This is a genomic window from Kosakonia sp. HypNH10, from assembly GCF_029850615.1.
Classification (GTDB): Bacteria; Pseudomonadota; Gammaproteobacteria; order Enterobacterales; family Enterobacteriaceae; genus Kosakonia; species Kosakonia cowanii.
On record NZ_JAOTIU010000005.1, the window covers coordinates 116,576 to 133,768 of the forward strand.

General features: G+C 56.9%; 16 protein-coding genes. 4 read left to right on the forward strand and 12 right to left on the reverse strand.

The genetic code is table 11. From position 1 onward, the window contains the following. Positions 1 to 74: 74 nt before the first annotated feature. The 6 genes from N7V53_RS15790 to gmk form a co-directional block, all read right to left on the reverse strand. The gene (locus N7V53_RS15790; protein WP_279793955.1) at positions 75 to 1,460 is read right to left on the reverse strand and encodes a uracil-xanthine permease family protein; all 1,386 of its coding nucleotides are present in this window, start codon (positions 1,458 to 1,460) and stop codon (positions 75 to 77) included. 125 nt (positions 1,461 to 1,585) lie between these two features. After that, entirely contained in the window at positions 1,586 to 3,667 is a 2,082-nt protein-coding gene (recG, locus tag N7V53_RS15795) for an ATP-dependent DNA helicase RecG (protein ID WP_279793957.1), read from the reverse strand. 3 nt (positions 3,668 to 3,670) lie between these two features. Beyond that, positions 3,671 to 4,360, reverse strand: coding sequence for a tRNA (guanosine(18)-2'-O)-methyltransferase TrmH (trmH, locus tag N7V53_RS15800; protein WP_279793958.1), 690 nt, complete (start codon positions 4,358 to 4,360; stop codon positions 3,671 to 3,673). Between the two features lie 4 nt (positions 4,361 to 4,364). Next, entirely contained in the window at positions 4,365 to 6,482 is a 2,118-nt protein-coding gene (gene spoT, locus N7V53_RS15805) for a bifunctional GTP diphosphokinase/guanosine-3',5'-bis pyrophosphate 3'-pyrophosphohydrolase (protein WP_042715011.1), read from the reverse strand. Between the two features lie 18 nt (positions 6,483 to 6,500). After that, on the reverse strand, positions 6,501 to 6,776 hold the full coding sequence (gene rpoZ, locus N7V53_RS15810) for a DNA-directed RNA polymerase subunit omega (RefSeq protein ID WP_007369481.1): 276 nt from the start codon (positions 6,774 to 6,776) through the stop codon (positions 6,501 to 6,503). A 54-nt stretch (positions 6,777 to 6,830) separates the two neighbouring features. Next, on the reverse strand, positions 6,831 to 7,454 hold the full coding sequence (gene gmk, locus N7V53_RS15815) for a guanylate kinase (RefSeq protein WP_279793959.1): 624 nt from the start codon (positions 7,452 to 7,454) through the stop codon (positions 6,831 to 6,833). 255 nt (positions 7,455 to 7,709) lie between these two features. Between gmk and ligB the strand changes: the two genes are divergently transcribed. Further along, entirely contained in the window at positions 7,710 to 9,389 is a 1,680-nt protein-coding gene (gene ligB / locus N7V53_RS15820; protein ID WP_279794100.1) for an NAD-dependent DNA ligase LigB, read from the forward strand. Here ligB and N7V53_RS15825 read toward each other — a convergent pair. Continuing rightward, positions 9,383 to 10,000: a trimeric intracellular cation channel family protein gene (locus N7V53_RS15825; RefSeq protein WP_042715004.1), complete on the reverse strand. Its 618-nt coding sequence runs from the start codon at positions 9,998 to 10,000 to the stop codon at positions 9,383 to 9,385. The two genes, ligB and N7V53_RS15825, sit on opposite strands and share 7 nt — an antisense overlap. 263 nt (positions 10,001 to 10,263) lie before the next feature. Next, on the reverse strand, positions 10,264 to 11,127 hold the full coding sequence (locus N7V53_RS15830) for a YicC/YloC family endoribonuclease (RefSeq protein WP_124966977.1): 864 nt from the start codon (positions 11,125 to 11,127) through the stop codon (positions 10,264 to 10,266). Positions 11,128 to 11,251: 124 nt separating this feature from the next. Between N7V53_RS15830 and rph the strand changes: the two genes are divergently transcribed. Then, a complete protein-coding gene (gene rph, locus N7V53_RS15835) occupies positions 11,252 to 11,968 on the forward strand; it encodes a ribonuclease PH (RefSeq protein WP_279793960.1) in 717 nt (238 codons plus the stop codon). Between the two features lie 120 nt (positions 11,969 to 12,088). Continuing rightward, on the forward strand, positions 12,089 to 12,730 hold the full coding sequence (gene pyrE, locus N7V53_RS15840) for an orotate phosphoribosyltransferase (RefSeq protein WP_139567446.1): 642 nt from the start codon (positions 12,089 to 12,091) through the stop codon (positions 12,728 to 12,730). A gap of 35 nt (positions 12,731 to 12,765) precedes the next feature. Here pyrE and N7V53_RS15845 read toward each other — a convergent pair whose 3' ends face one another. From N7V53_RS15845 to coaBC, 4 genes are all read right to left on the reverse strand, one after another. Then, on the reverse strand, positions 12,766 to 13,782 hold the full coding sequence (locus N7V53_RS15845) for an SMP-30/gluconolactonase/LRE family protein (RefSeq protein ID WP_279793961.1): 1,017 nt from the start codon (positions 13,780 to 13,782) through the stop codon (positions 12,766 to 12,768). 184 nt (positions 13,783 to 13,966) lie between these two features. Next, complete coding sequence (gene slmA / locus N7V53_RS15850; protein ID WP_124966979.1) at positions 13,967 to 14,563, reverse strand: nucleoid occlusion factor SlmA; 597 nt, start codon at positions 14,561 to 14,563, stop codon at positions 13,967 to 13,969. Positions 14,564 to 14,687: 124 nt separating this feature from the next. Next, on the reverse strand, positions 14,688 to 15,146 hold the full coding sequence (gene dut / locus N7V53_RS15855) for a dUTP diphosphatase (protein WP_042714993.1): 459 nt from the start codon (positions 15,144 to 15,146) through the stop codon (positions 14,688 to 14,690). Further along, complete coding sequence (coaBC, locus tag N7V53_RS15860; RefSeq protein ID WP_042714991.1) at positions 15,124 to 16,338, reverse strand: bifunctional phosphopantothenoylcysteine decarboxylase/phosphopantothenate--cysteine ligase CoaBC; 1,215 nt, start codon at positions 16,336 to 16,338, stop codon at positions 15,124 to 15,126. Before coaBC ends, dut begins: the two co-directional genes overlap by 23 nt. Positions 16,339 to 16,507: 169 nt before the next feature. On the opposite strand from coaBC, the gene radC reads away from it, so the two are divergent. Beyond that, positions 16,508 to 17,176 carry a DNA repair protein RadC gene (gene radC / locus N7V53_RS15865; RefSeq protein ID WP_279793963.1) on the forward strand — a complete coding sequence of 223 codons (669 nt, stop codon included), beginning with the start codon at positions 16,508 to 16,510 and terminating at the stop codon, positions 17,174 to 17,176. The last annotated feature ends 17 nt before the right edge of the window (positions 17,177 to 17,193 follow it).

Below are 17,193 nucleotides of genomic sequence, written 5' to 3' on the forward strand. Positions count from 1 at the left end.
CGATGCTCAAGGGAGGAATGATGAAAGGAAATTGCTGCGGCAACAGAGGATGCTCTGTTGCCGCGCGAGGCAATTTACTCTTTTTCCGGGGGGAAGATCAGGTTCAGGACGATAGCGGTGATCCCGCCTGCCGCGATACCGGAGGAGAGCAGGTTTTTCAGCCAGTCCGGCGCAAATTGCAGGATCTGCGGCTGCTGCGACACGCCTAAACCCACCGCCAGCGACAGCGCGATAATCAGGATCGCGCGGCGGTTGAGCGGTTCGCGGGAGACGATGCGCACGCCGGAGGCGGCGATGGTGCCGAACATTACCAGCGTGGCTCCGCCGAGCACCGGCTCCGGTAACTGCTGCACAAACGCGCTTACCGCCGGGAAGAGGCCGAGCACCATCAACATCACCGCGATAAAGAAGCCGATATAACGACTGGCGACGCCGGTCAGCTGGATCACGCCGTTATTCTGGCCAAAGCAGGAGTTGGGAAAGGTATTGAACACGGCAGAGACAAAGGAGTTAAGACCATTCGCCAGCACGCCACCCTTCAGCCGCTTCATGTAGAGCGGGCCGGTAACAGGCTGTTCAGAGACATCGGAAGTGGCAGTGATATCGCCGATGGTCTCCAGGGAGGTGATCATAAAGACCAGCATCAGCGGCAGTAACAGGCTCCAGTCGATGCTCAGGCCGTAATAGAGCGGCGTCGGCACCATAAAGGTACTCTCCGGCGCGTTGTACGCCGGCAGCATGCCCATAAACATCGCCAGCACATAACCGACCGCCATCGCGATCACCAGTGAGGCAATGCGCAGATAGGGGTTGCGCTGGCGGTTAAGCAGGATAATCAGCCCGAGCACTACGCCTGCCAGCAGCAGGTTTTTCGGCGCGCCAAAGGTATGGTTGCCCATGGCCGCGAAGCCGCCACCGACGGAGGTCAACCCAACCTGAATCAGTGACAGGCCGATAATCATCACCACCACGCCGGAAACCAGCGGGGTGATAATGCGGCGCGCCAGCGGCAGAATACGCGAGATAACCATCTCGGTGCAGCTTGCCAGCATCAAGGTGCCAAACAGCGCCGCCATCATCGTCGGCACATCGGCACCGCCGGTTTTCAGCGCCGTGCCGCCCATAATCAGCGGTGCTACAAAGTTAAAGCTGGTGCCCTGGATTGAGAGCAGCCCGGAGCCGACCGGGCCCCAGGCTTTAATTTGAATCAGCGACGCGACGCCGGAAGCGAAGAGCGACATGCTGAGAATATGTTGAGTGTCCTGAGCCGGTAAACCCAGTGCCTGGCAGATCAGCAGCGCGGGCGTGATCACGCCAACGAACATGGCCAGCAGGTGTTGCAGCGCAGCAAACAGCGTTTGCGGCAGCGGGGGACGATCCTCAAGGCGGTAGATCAATTCGCTGGGTTGAGTCTGCGCAACCGGTTGCGCATTTTCCGACTCGATGGTATTTACGGACATCTCAAGCTATCCCCTGATGGAAAAGCGCTGATTTTATCGGACTGAATGGTAAAAGCAAACGGTTGCTTAGGCTGGAAGCATACTTTTCTAACGGAGGTTGATCTCGCACCATCAGGTTCTAAAAATCAGGCGTTGGAGTAGCGTTCCGTTTCCGGCATCCAGCGGTCAATCAGCGCTTCTGCCAGCTGTGGGTAACGTTCGTGAATGTGGCGCGCAACGCGCTGCACTTCGGGGATCATTGCCTGGTCCCGCAGCAGATCGGCGACTTTGAATTCGGCATTGCCGGTCTGGCGGGTACCCAGCAGTTCGCCCGGGCCGCGGATCTCGAGATCTTTTTGCGCAATCACAAAGCCGTCGTTGCTGTCGCGCAGCACCTGCAGGCGCTTTTGCGCCGTTTTCGACAGCGGGGATTTGTAGAGCAGCACACAGTGTGAGGCCACTGCGCCACGTCCGACGCGCCCGCGTAGCTGGTGGAGTTGCGCAAGACCGAGACGTTCGGGGTTTTCAATAATCATCAGGCTGGAGTTCGGCACATCCACGCCAACTTCAATCACCGTAGTGGCGACCAGCAGGTGTAGCTCGCCCTGTTTAAAGGCCTGCATCACTGCCTGTTTCTCGGTCGGCTTCATGCGGCCATGCACCAGCCCAATGTTTAGCTCCGGCAGGGCCAGCTTTAACTCTTCCCAGGTCGCTTCTGCGGCCTGGGCTTCCAGCAGATCCGACTCTTCAATCAGCGTGCAGACCCAGTAGGCCTGGCGGCCTTCGCCGGTGCAGGCGCTGCGGACGCGATCGATAATCTCGCTGCGACGCGTATCGGGAATGGCGACCGTGGTCACCGGCGTACGGCCCGGCGGCAGTTCATCAATCACCGAGGTATCGAGATCGGCATACGCCGTCATCGCCAGCGTTCGCGGGATCGGCGTGGCGGTCATAATCAATTGATGGGGGTGAAAGCCCTGCTGCTGCCCCTTTTCCCACAGCGCCAGCCGCTGGTGGACACCAAAGCGGTGCTGCTCATCAATGATCACCAGTGCCAGGCCGTTAAACTGCACCTGCTCCTGGAAAATAGCGTGGGTGCCGACGACCATCTGTACCTGACCACTGGCAATCGCCTCTTGCTGCGCCAGGCGGGCTTTGCCTTTCTGCTTGCCCGCCAGCCAGCCGACTTCGATACCAAGCGGCGCAAACCACGCGCGGAAATTATTGGCGTGCTGCTCTGCCAGCAGTTCTGTGGGTGCCATCATCGCCACCTGTTTACCATTGGCGATGGCGCGTAGCGCCGCGAGCGCGGCCACCAGCGTTTTACCGGAGCCGACGTCGCCCTGGACCAGGCGCATCATCGGCATATCCAGCGCCATGTCGCGTTCAATTTCCGCCACCACCCGCGCCTGTGCGCCGGTTGGTTTAAAGGGCAGGGAGGCGAGCAGTTGCTCTTTCAACGTATCGTTAGCGGCGAGCGACTGCGCATGGTAACGCTGGGCACCGGCGCGCAGCGCCAGCATACTCAGGTTATGGGCCAGTAGCTCTTCGAGAATGAGTCGGCGCTGAGCGGGATGCTGCCCGCTCTCCAGTTCGCTTAATTGCAGCGAAGGCGGCGGGCGATGCAGCGTATGCAGCGCCTCCGGCAGGCTCATCAAACCCTGCGCCAGCTCGGGCGGCAGCAGTTCGCTGATGGCACAGGTTGCCAGCAACTCCAGCGCCTGGTCGGTTAATTTGCGCAGCGTGGCCTGCTTAACGCCTTCGGTTGTCGGGTAGACCGGCGTCAACGTTTCCTGAAGCTCCGGCGTGCTGAGGTCGCCCTGCACCTTGTACTCCGGGTGGATCATCTCCGCGCCATACTTTCCGCGTTTCGCTTCGCCATAAGCCAGCACGCGGCGGCCAACCGCAAGGCTGTTTTTCATCGCCGCGTTGAAGTTGAAAAAGCGCATGGTCAGCATGCCGGAGCCGTCGCTAATCTGGCAGGTCATCATCCGGCGACCGCCGAACGTGACGTTACAGTTCAGCACTTCGCCCTCCACCGTGGCGTAAATGCCCGGCAGCAGGTCAGCAATGGGGTAGAGTTGAGTGCGATCTTCGTAGCGCAGGGGAAGGTGTAACAGCAGATCCTGAACGGTATGCAGGCCAATTTTCGCCAGCTTGCTGCTCTGCGCCGCGCCAACGCCGGTCAATGAACTCAGTGGCACCGCATCGAGCAGCTTCCCTTTCATCGGTTACCTCGAAGCCTGCATGGTAGCCCACCACATTGGGTCGGCTTCAATCTGCCCCTCATTATTCACATGAGGATAAGGCAGGCCTTTTTGTTTCGCGACCCGCGCGAGCACAGGGTAGCCGCCTTCGAACAGCAGGCGCTGCTGCTCGGCGTCCGGCAACATGCTGTTTTCACGCTTATACATACCGGCGTTTTGCCGCTGGCGCTGCGCTTCGTAGAGAATGAGCGCCGAGGCTACGGAGACATTGAGCGACTGCACCATGCCCGTCATCGGAATGATGATATCCCGATCCGCGAGATCCAGCGCTTGCTGAGTGATCCCGGTTTTCTCCTGCCCCATCAAAATACAGGTCGGGCGGGTATAGTCGATTTCACGGAAGTCGACGGCTTTGTCCGACAGATGGGTAGCCAGGATCTGCATGCCGCGCTGCTTGAGCACGCCGACGGCGTCTTCAATAGTACGGTGAGTTTTAACATCCACCCAGCTGTTGCTGCCCGCGGCGGAAGAGGCCATGGTGCGCATGCGGTTCCCCGGCCAGACAGCGTGCACTTCATGCACGCCGACGGCATCCGCAGTACGGATAATGGCAGAGACGTTATGAGGTTTATGGACCTGCTCCATGCAGACCGTCAGATCCGGCTGACGCCTGGCGAGCATCTCGCGGATTCGCGCATAACGCTGAGCATTCATACAATCAGTTTCGGTTACGGGTGACTTTAATCACATCCGGCATCACGCGGATTTTACGCATGATATTCGCCAGATGAACGCGATCGCGCGCCGTCAGGCGGATGAACGCGCTATAAACGCGGCCATCTTTCTCTTCCGTATTCAGGCTCTGAATATTGGAAGTGGCGGTGTTAATGGCCGCCGTCAGGTTCGCCAGCGCGCCCTGGTGGTTAAACATATCCACCTTGATCTCGGTGATAAACTCTTGCGCCGTCTCTTTATCCCACTCCACGGCCATAAACTTCTCTGGCTCTTTCTGGTAGCCACGAATATTACGGCAGGATTCATGGTGGATAACCAGCCCTTTACCGGGGCTGACGTGGGCGACAATTGGGTCGCCGGGGATCGGACGGCAGCATTTGGCGAAGGTGATCAGCACGCCGTCTGCGCCTTTGATCGGCAGGTGCGCGGTATTTGCGCCAGTCGGTGCGGCGGTGCCCGGCGTGGCTTCCCCTTGCTGCAGATTTTTCGCCACCACAACGCTCATCGCGTTGCCAAGGCCGATTTCCGCCAGCAGATCGTCAAGCGATGCCAGCCGCATACGCTCCAGCTCGCGCTGAATATGCTCCTGCGGAATTTCCGCCAGCTTGCGGCTTCCGCCCAGCGCGTGATTCAGCAGTCGACGTCCGAGGCTTACGGAGTCGTCGCGCTTGAGGTTTTTCAGCATCTGGCGGATCTTCGCGCGCGCTTTCGAGCTGACGACAAAGTTCAGCCAGGCGGCATTCGGGCGGGCGCCCGGCGCGGTGATAATCTCCACCGTCTGGCCGCTGGAGAGCGACTGTGACAGCGGGTAAGGCTGACGATCGACGCGCGCGCCAACGCAGGCGTGACCGATATCCGTATGCACTGCATAGGCGAAATCCACCGGCGTGGCGCCAGCAGGCAGTTCGACAATACGGCCTTCGGGGGTGAAAACATAAATCTCATCGGGGAAGAGATCAGATTTAACGCTTTCGATAAATTCGAACGAGCTACCGGCGCTCTGTTGCAGCTCCAGCAGGCTCTGCATCCAGCGCTGGGCGCGGATTTGTGCGGTGGTGCTGCTTTCACCGTGCTCTTTATAAGCCCAGTGCGCGGCAACCCCCATCTCTGCCATTTGATCCATATCTTCAGTACGGATCTGCACCTCGACCGGTACGCCGTGCGGGCCAATCATTGAGGTATGGAGGGATTGATAGCCGTTCGCCTTGGGGATGGCGATGTAGTCTTTCACGCGGCCAGGACGCGGCTTGTAGAGACTATGCATCTGACCGAGTACGCGATAGCAGGTATCGAGATCGTGAACAATGACGCGGAAGGCGTAAATATCCATGATCGAGTGAAAACGCTGCTCTTTCAGCACCATCTTGCAATAGATGGAGTAAAGGTGCTTCTCCCGCCCGCTGACGCGGCAGGGAATACCCGCTTCCTGTAAACGCCCTTCGATTTCCGAGAGGATTTTTTGAATCATCTCTTTGCGGTTGCCGCGCGCGGCTTTTACCACTTCTTTGATCACGCGATAGCGGTTCGGGTAGAGCGCCTCAAAGCCCAGCTCTTCAAGCTCGGTTTTGATGTGATGGATACCTAAACGGTGCGCCAGCGGACTGTAGATTTCGAGGGTTTCACGGGCGATGCGGCGACGCTTGTCCGGGCGAAGAGAGCCCAGCGTGCGCATGTTGTGGGTGCGGTCTGCAAGCTTGATAAGGATGACGCGGATATCCTGCACCATCGCCATAATCATCTTGCGAAAGTTTTCCGCCTGCGCCTCTTTTTTATCCTGGAATTTGAGCTTATCCAGCTTGGAGACACCCTCCACCAGCTCGGCAACGCTTTTGCCAAAGAGCTGCTCCATATCCTGGTAGGTGGCGGGGGTATCTTCAATCACGTCATGCAGCAGCGCGGCCATTAGCGTTTCGTAGTCGAGTTTCATCTCGGCCAGAATACAGGCCACCGCTACCGGGTGCGTGATATAAGGTTCACCGCTTGAACGTGTCTGACCCTCGTGAGCGTCACGTGCAACGAGATACGCCTGCCTGAGACGTTTGATCTGGTCTTCAGGCAGATAGTTTTGAATCAGCTGATTCAGGCTTTCAAACAGATACAAGGGTGACCTGCAGGTTAATTAACGACGACCTTCAGCAATGGCGGTGACGGCCTGCAGTTCTGCGGCTTCCTGCTCTTGCTGTTCCTGGCGCTCACGTACATCAAGGATCTGGTTGTTAATCAGACCTTCTTCGATTTCGCGCAGCGCGATAACGGTGGTTTTATCGTTTTCTTCCGGTACTAACGGGTCTTTACCGCCAACCTGCATCTGACGAGCGCGACGCGCGGCGACCAGCACCAGGTCAAAACGGTTACCAACTTTCTCTACAGCGTCCTGAACAGTTACGCGTGCCATACTTAAAATGCTCCACAGGTGAAGAAATGACTGGGCATGATACTGAAACCAGGCTCAGTCTGCCAATAGTTTGCTGATTAAAGCGTCATGTCGCTGCTTTTGGCGGCCCATGCGCAGACGTTCAGCGCGAATAATGGTTTTCAGATCGCCCAGGGCGGTATCGAAATCATCATTCACAATCAGGTAATCATACTCGGCGTAATGGCTCATTTCGGCAACCGCCTGGGCCATACGTTTCGCGATCACCTCTTCGCTATCCTGGCCGCGGCCACGCAGGCGGCGATCCAGCTCCAGCTTCGACGGCGGCAGAATAAAGATGCTGCGCGCCTGCGGCATGCGGGTACGAATTTGCTGCGCGCCCTGCCAGTCGATATCAAGAAACACATCGACGCCCGTTGAGAGCACTTGCTCAATCGTCGCGCGCGAGGTGCCGTAATAGTTGCCGAACACTTCGGCATGCTCAAGAAACGCATCCTCACTAATCATCGCTTTGAACTCATCGTGATTAACGAAGAAATAGTGTTCACCGTGCACTTCACCCGGGCGCGGCGCGCGCGTGGTGTGCGAAACAGAAACTTGCGTGTCGTATAACGGTTGGGTTTTCAGCAAAGCCTGGATGAGGCTTGATTTACCCGCGCCGCTAGGGGCGGAAACAATATAGAGCGTGCCTTGAGCCATGAGAGTCTTTTGTATGTGAATGCGATAGGAACTTACATACGTGCCTATTATACACATCGCCGCTACGTGACGTAGCTTTTGTCACCCGTTTTCCCATCAATGATTCGATTTTGCGTACTGCTTTCCTGATTTTTATGCACGTTTTCATCGCCATGTAAGTTCCCCGGAAGCTCGCTCGCATCCTGCTTTTTTGCCACTCGAAAGCGCTCAACCGCAGCGCTATAACCACTCCGCAATCACAAGGGAGAAGGGATGATGTGGAGAAGAGTTGGGGTCACCATTTTTCTACTGCTATGGAGTGCGTTTAGCCTCGCGGCTTGCCCGGTCTGGTCGCCCTTACGGGCGCAGGAGGAGGTAAAGCGCCTGAAACAGCAGCTCAGTAGATGGAACGACGATTACTGGTCCAGAGGCGCAAGCGAGGTGAGCGATGATGTTTACGATCGGATGAGCGCGCGCCTGGCGAACTGGCAGCGCTGTTTCAACATAACATCCGCAGACCTTGCGCCTGCTTTGCCGGGCGGCAATCTAGCTCATCCGGTTGCTCATACCGGAGTGCGCAAGCTGGCGGATAAATGGGCGCTGCAGCAGTGGATGAGGGGAAAGCAGGAGCTCTGGGTACAGCCAAAAGTGGATGGCGTTGCCGTCACGCTGGTCTATCGCAACGGCAGGCTGGCACAAGCTATCAGCCGGGGTAATGGCCTTGCAGGCGAGGAGTGGACAGCAAAGGCGCAGGCCATTCCTGCAATCCCGAAAATCGTTACCGGTGCGCTGGCGAATAGCGTCTTGCAGGGTGAGCTCTATTTACGCCGCAAGGGGCATATCCAAAAACAGGCCGGAGGTCTTAATGCCAGAGCAAAAGTCGCCGGCGCGATGATGCGGCACGACAACCCGGAATTGCTTAATGAGCTTGGTTTCTTTGTCTGGGCCTGGCCCGATGGCCCTGCCACCTTAGCGCAGCGGTTGGTGGCACTGAAAAAGGCGGGTTTTGAAGAGGCGCACTACTACAGCGCGCCGGTCAACAATGTGCAGGACGTAGAGCGTCTGCGCCAGCACTGGTTCACTTCGCCGCTGCCTTTCGTCACGGATGGCGTGGTGGTGCGCACCAGTGCTGAGCCTGCGGGCAAAGAGTGGTTACCCGATCAAAGTGACTGGGTGGTAGCCTGGAAGTATGAGCCGGTAGAAGAGGTGGCAGCGGTACAGGATATTCAGTTTGCCATCGGGCGGACCGGGAAAATTTCCGTTGTCGCGCTGCTGGAGCCGGTAAAACTGGATGATAAGCGCGTGCAGCGCGTGAATATTGGGTCCATCCAGCGCTGGCAGGCATTAGATATCGCACCGGGCGACCATATTGCCGTTACCCTCGCCGGGCAAGGGATCCCTCGCGTGGAGCGCGTGGTCTGGCGCAACCTTGCTCGAAAGCTGCCTACGCCGCCGGAGGCTCGCTTTACGCCGCTGAGTTGCTTTTATGCCACGCCGGATTGCCAGCAACAGTTTATTGCCCGCCTCTCCTGGCTCAGTTCCGATAAGGCGCTGGAGATAGCCGGATTGAGCGAGAGCGGCTGGCGGACTCTGCATCAGGCTCACCATTTTGAGCATCTTTTCTCCTGGCTGGCGCTGACAAAAGAGCAGTTGCAGGCCACACCCGGTATGTCGCCCGCGCGCGGGCTGCAACTCTGGCACCGTTTTTCCTTAACGCGGGAGAGGCCGTTAAGCCGCTGGCTTCACGCGCTCGGTACGCCGTTGCCGCAATCGGCGATCAATGCCGCGGGCGATGTTTCATGGCGGCAGATGCGAAGCCGGGATGAACTGGCCTGGCAACAACTACCCGCCATCGGCGCACAGAAAGCGCGTCAGGTTGTCGCTTTTATCCGCGAGCCGGCGGTTGAGCAGCTCACGGCCTGGCTGGCGAAGCAGGGCGTAAAAGCTTTTCAGTGAGCATTATGCTTGTAGTGAAACACCGGCAGGCCCAGCTTCCAGCGAATCGCCAGCAGGCGGCTGGTAAAGCCAAACAGCAGGGTGGTAATCACCACGATGTCATGGTTGGTGACGACATGGCTTAGCGCGATATAGAACACGGCGGCAGCAAACGCAATCCCAGCATAGAGTTCTTTCTGGAACACGAGAGGGATGCGCTTACAGAACATATCGCGCAGCACGCCGCCAAAAACACCGGTGATGACGGCTGCAATCACGGCGATGATGGGACCTTCGCCCATATCGAGCGCGATTTGCGCCCCGATAATGGAAAATACCACCAGGCCGAGTGCGTCCAGCACCAGAAACAGGCGGCGCAGATGGGGCATCACCGGGGCAAAGATTGTTGTCAGTACCGCTGCGACAGCAACAATGATCACATACTCCGGGTGTTTCACCCAGCCGAGCGGATAGTGGCCAAGCAGGATATCGCGCACCGAACCGCCGCCGAGTGCGGTCGCGGTGGCAATAATAATGACGCCAAAGGTGTCCATTCGACGTCGCCCGGCGGCCAGCGCGCCGGTCATGGCTTCGGCAGTGATGCCGATCAGATAAAGAATGTGTAACAGCATGCCGCCCCCATAAATTCAGTGCGGGCAGGGTAATGATTAAGCAGGAAGAGGGCTATTGAGATTTTCTAAGGAGGGGCGCTTCGGATTAGTTGGGTTAATGCCTGATGTGATAGGTTTTATTATTTATCTTATTGATTTTAAATTTTTTTAATCGGGATTATCTGTAATGTGCGCCAGAATAATAAAGCAATTATCGATAAATAATATGTGGGTGAATGGATACAAAAAAAGGCCCTGGCGGACCTTTTAATGAGACGAGAGGTTTATTCGATATTCTGAATCTGCTCGCGCATCTGCTCGATAAGCACTTTCAATTCAATAGCCGAGTTGGTCACTTCCGCATTGATTGATTTAGAGGCCAGCGTGTTCGACTCGCGGTTGAACTCCTGCATCATAAAGTCGAGGCGGCGACCTACAGCTTCCTTCTTCTTCAGGATGTTGTAGGTCTCTTTAACATGTGCTTCGAGCCTGTCCAGCTCTTCGGCAACGTCGATTCGCTGCGCCATCATCACCAGCTCTTGCTCGAGGCGGTTGTTTTCGAGCTGCACCTGCGCCTCTTCCAGCTTGCTGACCAGGCGCTCACGCTGCCATTGCAGGATTTGCGGCATATGGGCGCGCACGTTATTGACTTCGGTGCTGACGCCTTGCAGACGCTGCTCGATCAGCGCTTTCAGCGCCTGGCCTTCGGTTTCACGGGCGACGATAAAGTCGTCCAGCGCGCCATCCAGCGTGGCAAGGATTTCAGCGGTAATCGCATCGAGATCCTGCTCCTGAGCCGCCATCACGCCAGGCCAGCGTAGAATATCGACCGGATTAATTTCACCCTCGTCGCTCTGCATTTTTACCCAGTTAGCGGCGGTGACCAGCTGCTTAGCCAGTTTTTCATTCAGAATCAGTTCGCCCTGCGCGCTGGCATCCGGCTCAAAGCGTAAGGTGCATTCCACTTTACCGCGGGTCAGACGGGTACGCAGACGCTCGCGGACAACCGGTTCAAGGCTGCGGAATTGTTCCGGCAGGCGGAAGTAAGTTTCCAGATAACGCTGGTTAACCGAGCGCAGTTCCCAGGAGGCGGAGCCCCATGCACCCTTGATTTCACGCCGGGCGTAGGCGGTCATACTGCGGATCATAGTCGTTCCCGTTTTGAAGGAGAGATGCGGGGGATTATAGCTTTGGTGGCCTTATCAGGATAGGAATAACCAGGGTTAGCCAGTATAATGCGCAGCCACATTCGTAACAGCCGGAGAAATCATCATGCGTCCAGCAGGCCGAAGCGCCACTCAAGTGCGCCCCGTCACCCTGACCCGTAACTACACAAAACACGCAGAAGGTTCCGTGCTGGTGGAATTTGGCGACACCAAAGTGCTCTGCACCGCCTCCATCGACGAAGGTGTTCCACGCTTCCTCAAAGGCCAGGGCCAGGGCTGGATCACTGCCGAATATGGCATGTTGCCGCGTTCGACCCACACTCGTAACGCCCGTGAAGCGGCGAAGGGCAAGCAGGGCGGACGCACTATGGAGATCCAGCGCCTGATCGCGCGTGCACTGCGCGCGGCGGTCGATCTGAAAGCGCTTGGCGAATTTACTATCACCCTCGATTGCGATGTTCTGCAGGCCGATGGTGGTACCCGTACCGCGTCGATCACCGGTGCGTGCGTGGCGCTGGCCGATGCGCTGAACAAACTCGTTGCCGCAGGCAAGCTGAAGGCCAACCCGATGAAAGGCATGGTCGCGGCCGTCTCTGTGGGCATCGTCAATGGCGAAGCGGTGTGCGATCTGGAGTATGTTGAAGACTCAGCGGCTGAGACCGACATGAACGTCGTGATGACCGAAGATGGCCGCATGATCGAAGTTCAGGGCACCGCAGAGGGCGAGCCCTTCACTCACGAGGAACTGCTCGCAATGCTGGCGCTAGCCCGAGGGGGCATTGAGTCCATTGTCGCGGCGCAAAAAGCGGCATTAGAAAATTGATTTTGAGGGCGACGATGAGTCGCCCTTTTTTTTGCGCAACATCCGGCCTTCAAGCCGGTTGTCTGCGCAACGCACTTTGCTAAATTTTTAAATCATCAAAACAGGAAGAGGAGCGGATCCATGAAAGCGTACCAGCGTCAGTTTATTGAATTTGCGCTTAACAAACAGGTACTGAAGTTCGGCGAGTTCACGCTGAAATCCGGGCGCAAAAGCCCCTATTTCTTTAATGCCGGGCTGTTTAATACCGGGCGCGATCTGGCGCTGTTAGGCCGTTTTTACGCTGAAGCGTTAATGGATTCCGGGATTGATTTCGATCTGCTGTTCGGCCCGGCCTATAAAGGTATCCCGATTGCGACCACCACTGCGGTAGCGCTGGCAGAGCATCACGAACGCGATGTGCCTTACTGCTTTAACCGTAAGGAAGCCAAAGATCATGGCGAAGGCGGTAACCTGGTCGGCAGCGCGCTGCAGGGCCGTGTGATGCTGGTAGATGATGTGATCACTGCCGGGACGGCGATCCGCGAGTCGATGGAGATTATTCAGGCTAACGGCGCGACGCTCGCCGGCGTGCTGATCTCGCTCGACCGTCAGGAGCGTGGCCGCGCAGATATCTCTGCGATTCAGGAAGTTGAGCGTGATTATGGCTGCAAGGTGATTTCCATCATTACGCTGAATGACCTGGTGGATTATCTGGAAGAGAAACCGGAGTTAGCCGATCTGGTCGCCTCCGTGCGTGCGTATCGCGAAGAGTACGGCGTCTGAGTAGCTACCCGGCAGCAAGCCTGCCGGGTTTCGCCTTACAGAAGCTGCGCGCCCTGCGTGTTGACATACAGGGCGTAAATCGAGGTGCTGGCTGCCATAAAAAGCCGGTTTCGCTGCTCACCGCCGAAGCAGAGATTGGCGCAGCGCTCGGGCAGGTGAATCATACCAATCGCTTTGCCCTGCGGGTTAAATACCCGGACACCATCCAGCTCGTCGCTGCCCATCCCCCAGCCGCACCATAAATTGCCATCAACATCACAGGCGATACCGTCCGCGGTGCCGTTGCCACAATCAATATGTACCCGCTTATTTTGTAACTGCCCATCGACTATGTCCCACGCCAGTATTAAACGATTAGGCGTAGCGCGGCTCTCCACCACATAAAGGATTTTCTCGTCCGGCGAGAAGCAGATGCCATTCGGCCCGCGCACATCGCCCAGCACCACTTCCAGCTTGCGGGTCTGCGGATCGAGACGATAAACATTCTGCGGCAGCTGCGGCTCGGCTTTATGCCCTTCATAAAAACCGGCAATGCCAAATGGCGGGTCGGTAAACCAGATTGAACCATCTGATTTGACCGCGATATCGTTCGGCGAGTTGAGCGGCTTACCGTCAAAGCTATCCGCCAGCACCGTGATGGTGCCATCGTACTCCGTGCGTGTAATGCGCCGCGTATCGTGCTCACAGCTGATTAGCCTCCCCTGGCGATCGCGGGCATGACCGTTGGCGTTATTCGCCGGTTTGCGAAAAACCGCGGTCTCGCCGGTCTGCTCATCCCAGCGCATCACCGCATTATTGGGAATGTCGCTCCAGAGCAGCATGCGCATATCACCAAACCATACCGGCCCTTCCGCCCAGCGGCAGCCGGTGGCGATCTGCTCCACTTTCGCGCTGGAGACCATATACCCGCGAAAAGCGTCATCAAGCGCGACCACGCGCGGATCCGGGTAGCGCTGCGCAGGTGTCCAGGCAGCAAAACTTTTTTGACTGAGTAACAGGGAAGCGGTAGCGATACCGCTCAGCTTTAACAGTTCCCGACGAGATGTTGCCATCCGGTCTCTCCTTCTTGCTTTTGTAGGGTATCGAAGCGGTAATTTGTTTCAGGAATAACCAGGTGCCTGAAGGAGCGTAGAGAATCGGGAAGGGTGCCACATCTGGCATTTTTACGAATTACGTTGGGCTTTTACACAGAATGACGGGAAATGCGAATGCAGCCACAGAGGCTGCATAAGGTGATTACTGTAACTGCAGAAGTAACAGCGGCCAGCGCGCGTCAAAATCTTCGGTTGGGCTATATTTGAACTCGCTGCGCACATAGCGCGACAGCATCCCTTCACAGAAGGCCAGCAGCTGGCTTGCCAGCAGCGTTTCGTCGGTCGTATACCCTTCGCCTTCACGCATTTTGCGTTCGCGCAGTACCTGGCGCAGCTGCGCTTCGATACGCTCAAACAGCTGGTTAATGCGCCCTTGCAGGCGATCCTGCTCAAACATCAGCGCATGACCAGTCATGATGCGGGTCAAGCCGGGATTACGTTCGCCGAAGCCCAAAATCAGTAAGACAATCAGACGCAAACGCGCAGTCGTGTCTTTTTCATCTTTTAAGATCAGGTTGATGCGGGTAATCAGGCTATCTTCGATAAACTCAATCAGGCTATCGAACATGCGCGTTTTGCTGGGAAAGTGACGATACAGCGCGGCTTCAGAGACGCCGACCGATGCCGCCAGTTTCGCCGTGGTAATACGTTGGCTTCCATCGCTGGATTCCAGCATTAACGCCAGAGATTGAAGTATTTCCTCACGGCGATTCTTTTTCGCAGTCTGTTTTTCTGCCATGTTCTAAAAAACCCCAGAAAATAATCACTTGTCAGGCGAGCAACCACACAACGGCCGCAAATGCCTGGCATTTGCGGTCATCTTATCGCGTTATAGTGTTGTGTAATGCGTTAAATAGCGCGGATTATTGACGCCCGGAGTGGCCAAAGCCGCCTTCGCCACGCACGGTGGCATCGAACTCTTCCACCAGGTTAAATTCAGCCTGCACCACCGGTACAAAGACCATCTGCGCGATACGCTCGCCAGGCACAATGGTGAAGCTCTCTTTCCCGCGGTTCCAGACGGAGACCATCAGTTGCCCCTGGTAATCGGAATCAATCAGCCCCACCAGGTTGCCGAGTACCACGCCATGTTTATGACCCAGGCCCGAGCGCGGCAGAATCACGGCTGCAAGCGTTGGGTCGGCAATGTGAATCGCCAGACCGGTTGGCAGCAGCGTGGTGTCGCCTGGCGCCAGCTCTACGGCGTCATCCAGACAGGCGCGCAGGTCAAGACCGGCGGAGCCGGAGGTGGCATAGGTCGGCAGCGGGAACTGCTCACCCACGCGCGGGTCCAGAATCTTAACGTCGATTTTTTTCATCATAACGGGTAACAATCTCGTCCAGTAATAGGTGTCCCAGCAGCGCTTTGCGCTCCAGCGGCAAGCGCTTATCGCCATCTTGCCAGAACAGATGTAATGCGTTGTTGTCGCTATTAAAGCCTTGATTAGATTGCGAAACATCGTTGGCGCAAATCAGGTCGAGGTTTTTGCGGGCGCGTTTCTGCCGGGCGTATTCTTCCACATTATTCGTTTCCGCGGCAAACCCAACAACATAAGGGCGATGGCTGGTGAGTGCCGCAACGCCGGCGACGATATCGGGGTTTTTCACCATTTTTATTGTGATTTCATCGCCTTGCTTTTTAATTTTCTCAGGGGCGATCTCGCTGGCGCGATAATCCGCGACCGCCGCGCAGCCGATAAAAATATGCTGCTGCTGGGCGCGCTGCTGTACCGCCGCCTCCATCTCAAGGGCGGTGGTGACATCCACGCGCTGAACAAAGGCGGGCGTAGGCAGCGATACCGGGCCTGAAACCAGCGTCACGTTCGCGCCGCGCTTCGCGGCCGCTTCAGCAATGGCGAAGCCCATTTTGCCGGAGCTGAGATTGGTGATGTAGCGCACCGGATCCAGCGGTTCGCGGGTCGGGCCGGCGGTAATCATAATGTTCAGATGTTGCAAATCCTTGACCGGGGAAAAGTGAGCCGCGGCCATATCAACAATAGTCAGCGGATCGAGCATGCGGCCCGGGCCGACATCACCGCAAGCCTGACTGCCGCTATCTGGCCCCCACAACAGCAGGCCGCGCGAAGCCAGCACCTGTAAATTGTGTTGGGTGGCGGCGTTGCGGTACATCTGCTGATTCATCGCCGGGACAACTGCAACCGGTGACGGGGTGGCCAGGCAGATGGTTGAGACCAGATCGTTCGCCATGCCCGCCGCGACACGGGCGATTAAATCAGCGGTGGCGGGTGCCAGAATCACCAGATCGGCCCATTTACCCAACTCGATATGCCCCATTGCCGCTTCCGCAGCGGGGTCGAGCAGGCTGTCAGAGACCGGGTAACCGGAAACGGCTTGCAGACTTAGCGGTGTGATAAAGGCTTTGGCGGCCTCGGTCAGCGCTACGCGGACTTCCGCGCCGCGATCGCGCAAGCGGCGCACCAGCTCAGGCGCTTTATAGGCCGCGATACCGCCGCTTACGCCGAGGACAATTTTTTTACCCGCCAGAGTTGTCATGATTCTTTCCTGTTGGATTCGCCAGAGGCTGGGGATTTTATCACAATCCTGATGTCGTCGTGCCTATGCCCGTAAACCACTTTGCGAGGCGTTACGCAATGTTGAAAAGTGCCATTCGATGAGCATTCCAGGATGTGGCAGCATGAGTTCCTGACAGGGAGGTGTGGATATGGCGATTGTGTTAATTCCTCAAAAGCCGCGTGAAAAGATGATGCAGTTGGGCGTTGAGTCCCTTACGGACGTTGAGTTACTGGCGCTGTTTTTACGCACCGGCGCGTGCGGGAAAAGCGTACTTACCGTTGCGCGCGAGATGTTAAACCACTTTAGCTCGCTCCACTCTTTGCTCTGTGCTGACTATGATGAGTTCCGGTTTATCTCGGGAATTGGCGTCGCCAAATATGCGCAGCTCAGGGGCATCGGTGAACTGGCGAGACGCTCCTACAACGCGCGTATTGCCGAGGAGAGCTCTCTGCTCAGCCCGGAGATGGTGCGGGAGTTTTTGCAGAGCCAGCTGGCGAACGAAGAGCGGGAGGTCTTTATGGTCATCCTGCTTGATAACCGCAATCGCATCATCAAACACGCCCGGCTATTTTCCGGCACGATTAACCACGTTGAGGTGCATCCGCGAGAAATTTTGCGCGAAGCGATAAAATTCAATGCGGTCGGCGTGATCCTCGCGCATAATCACCCCTCGGGTAATGCTGAGCCCAGCAGAGCAGATAAGGCCATCACCGAACGAGTGATAAAATGCTGCCAACTCATGGACATTCGCGTTCTTGATCATCTGGTCATTGGTCGCGGCGAGTGCGTTTCTTTTGCGGAACGCGGTTGGATTTAGACCACTTTGCGCGATCC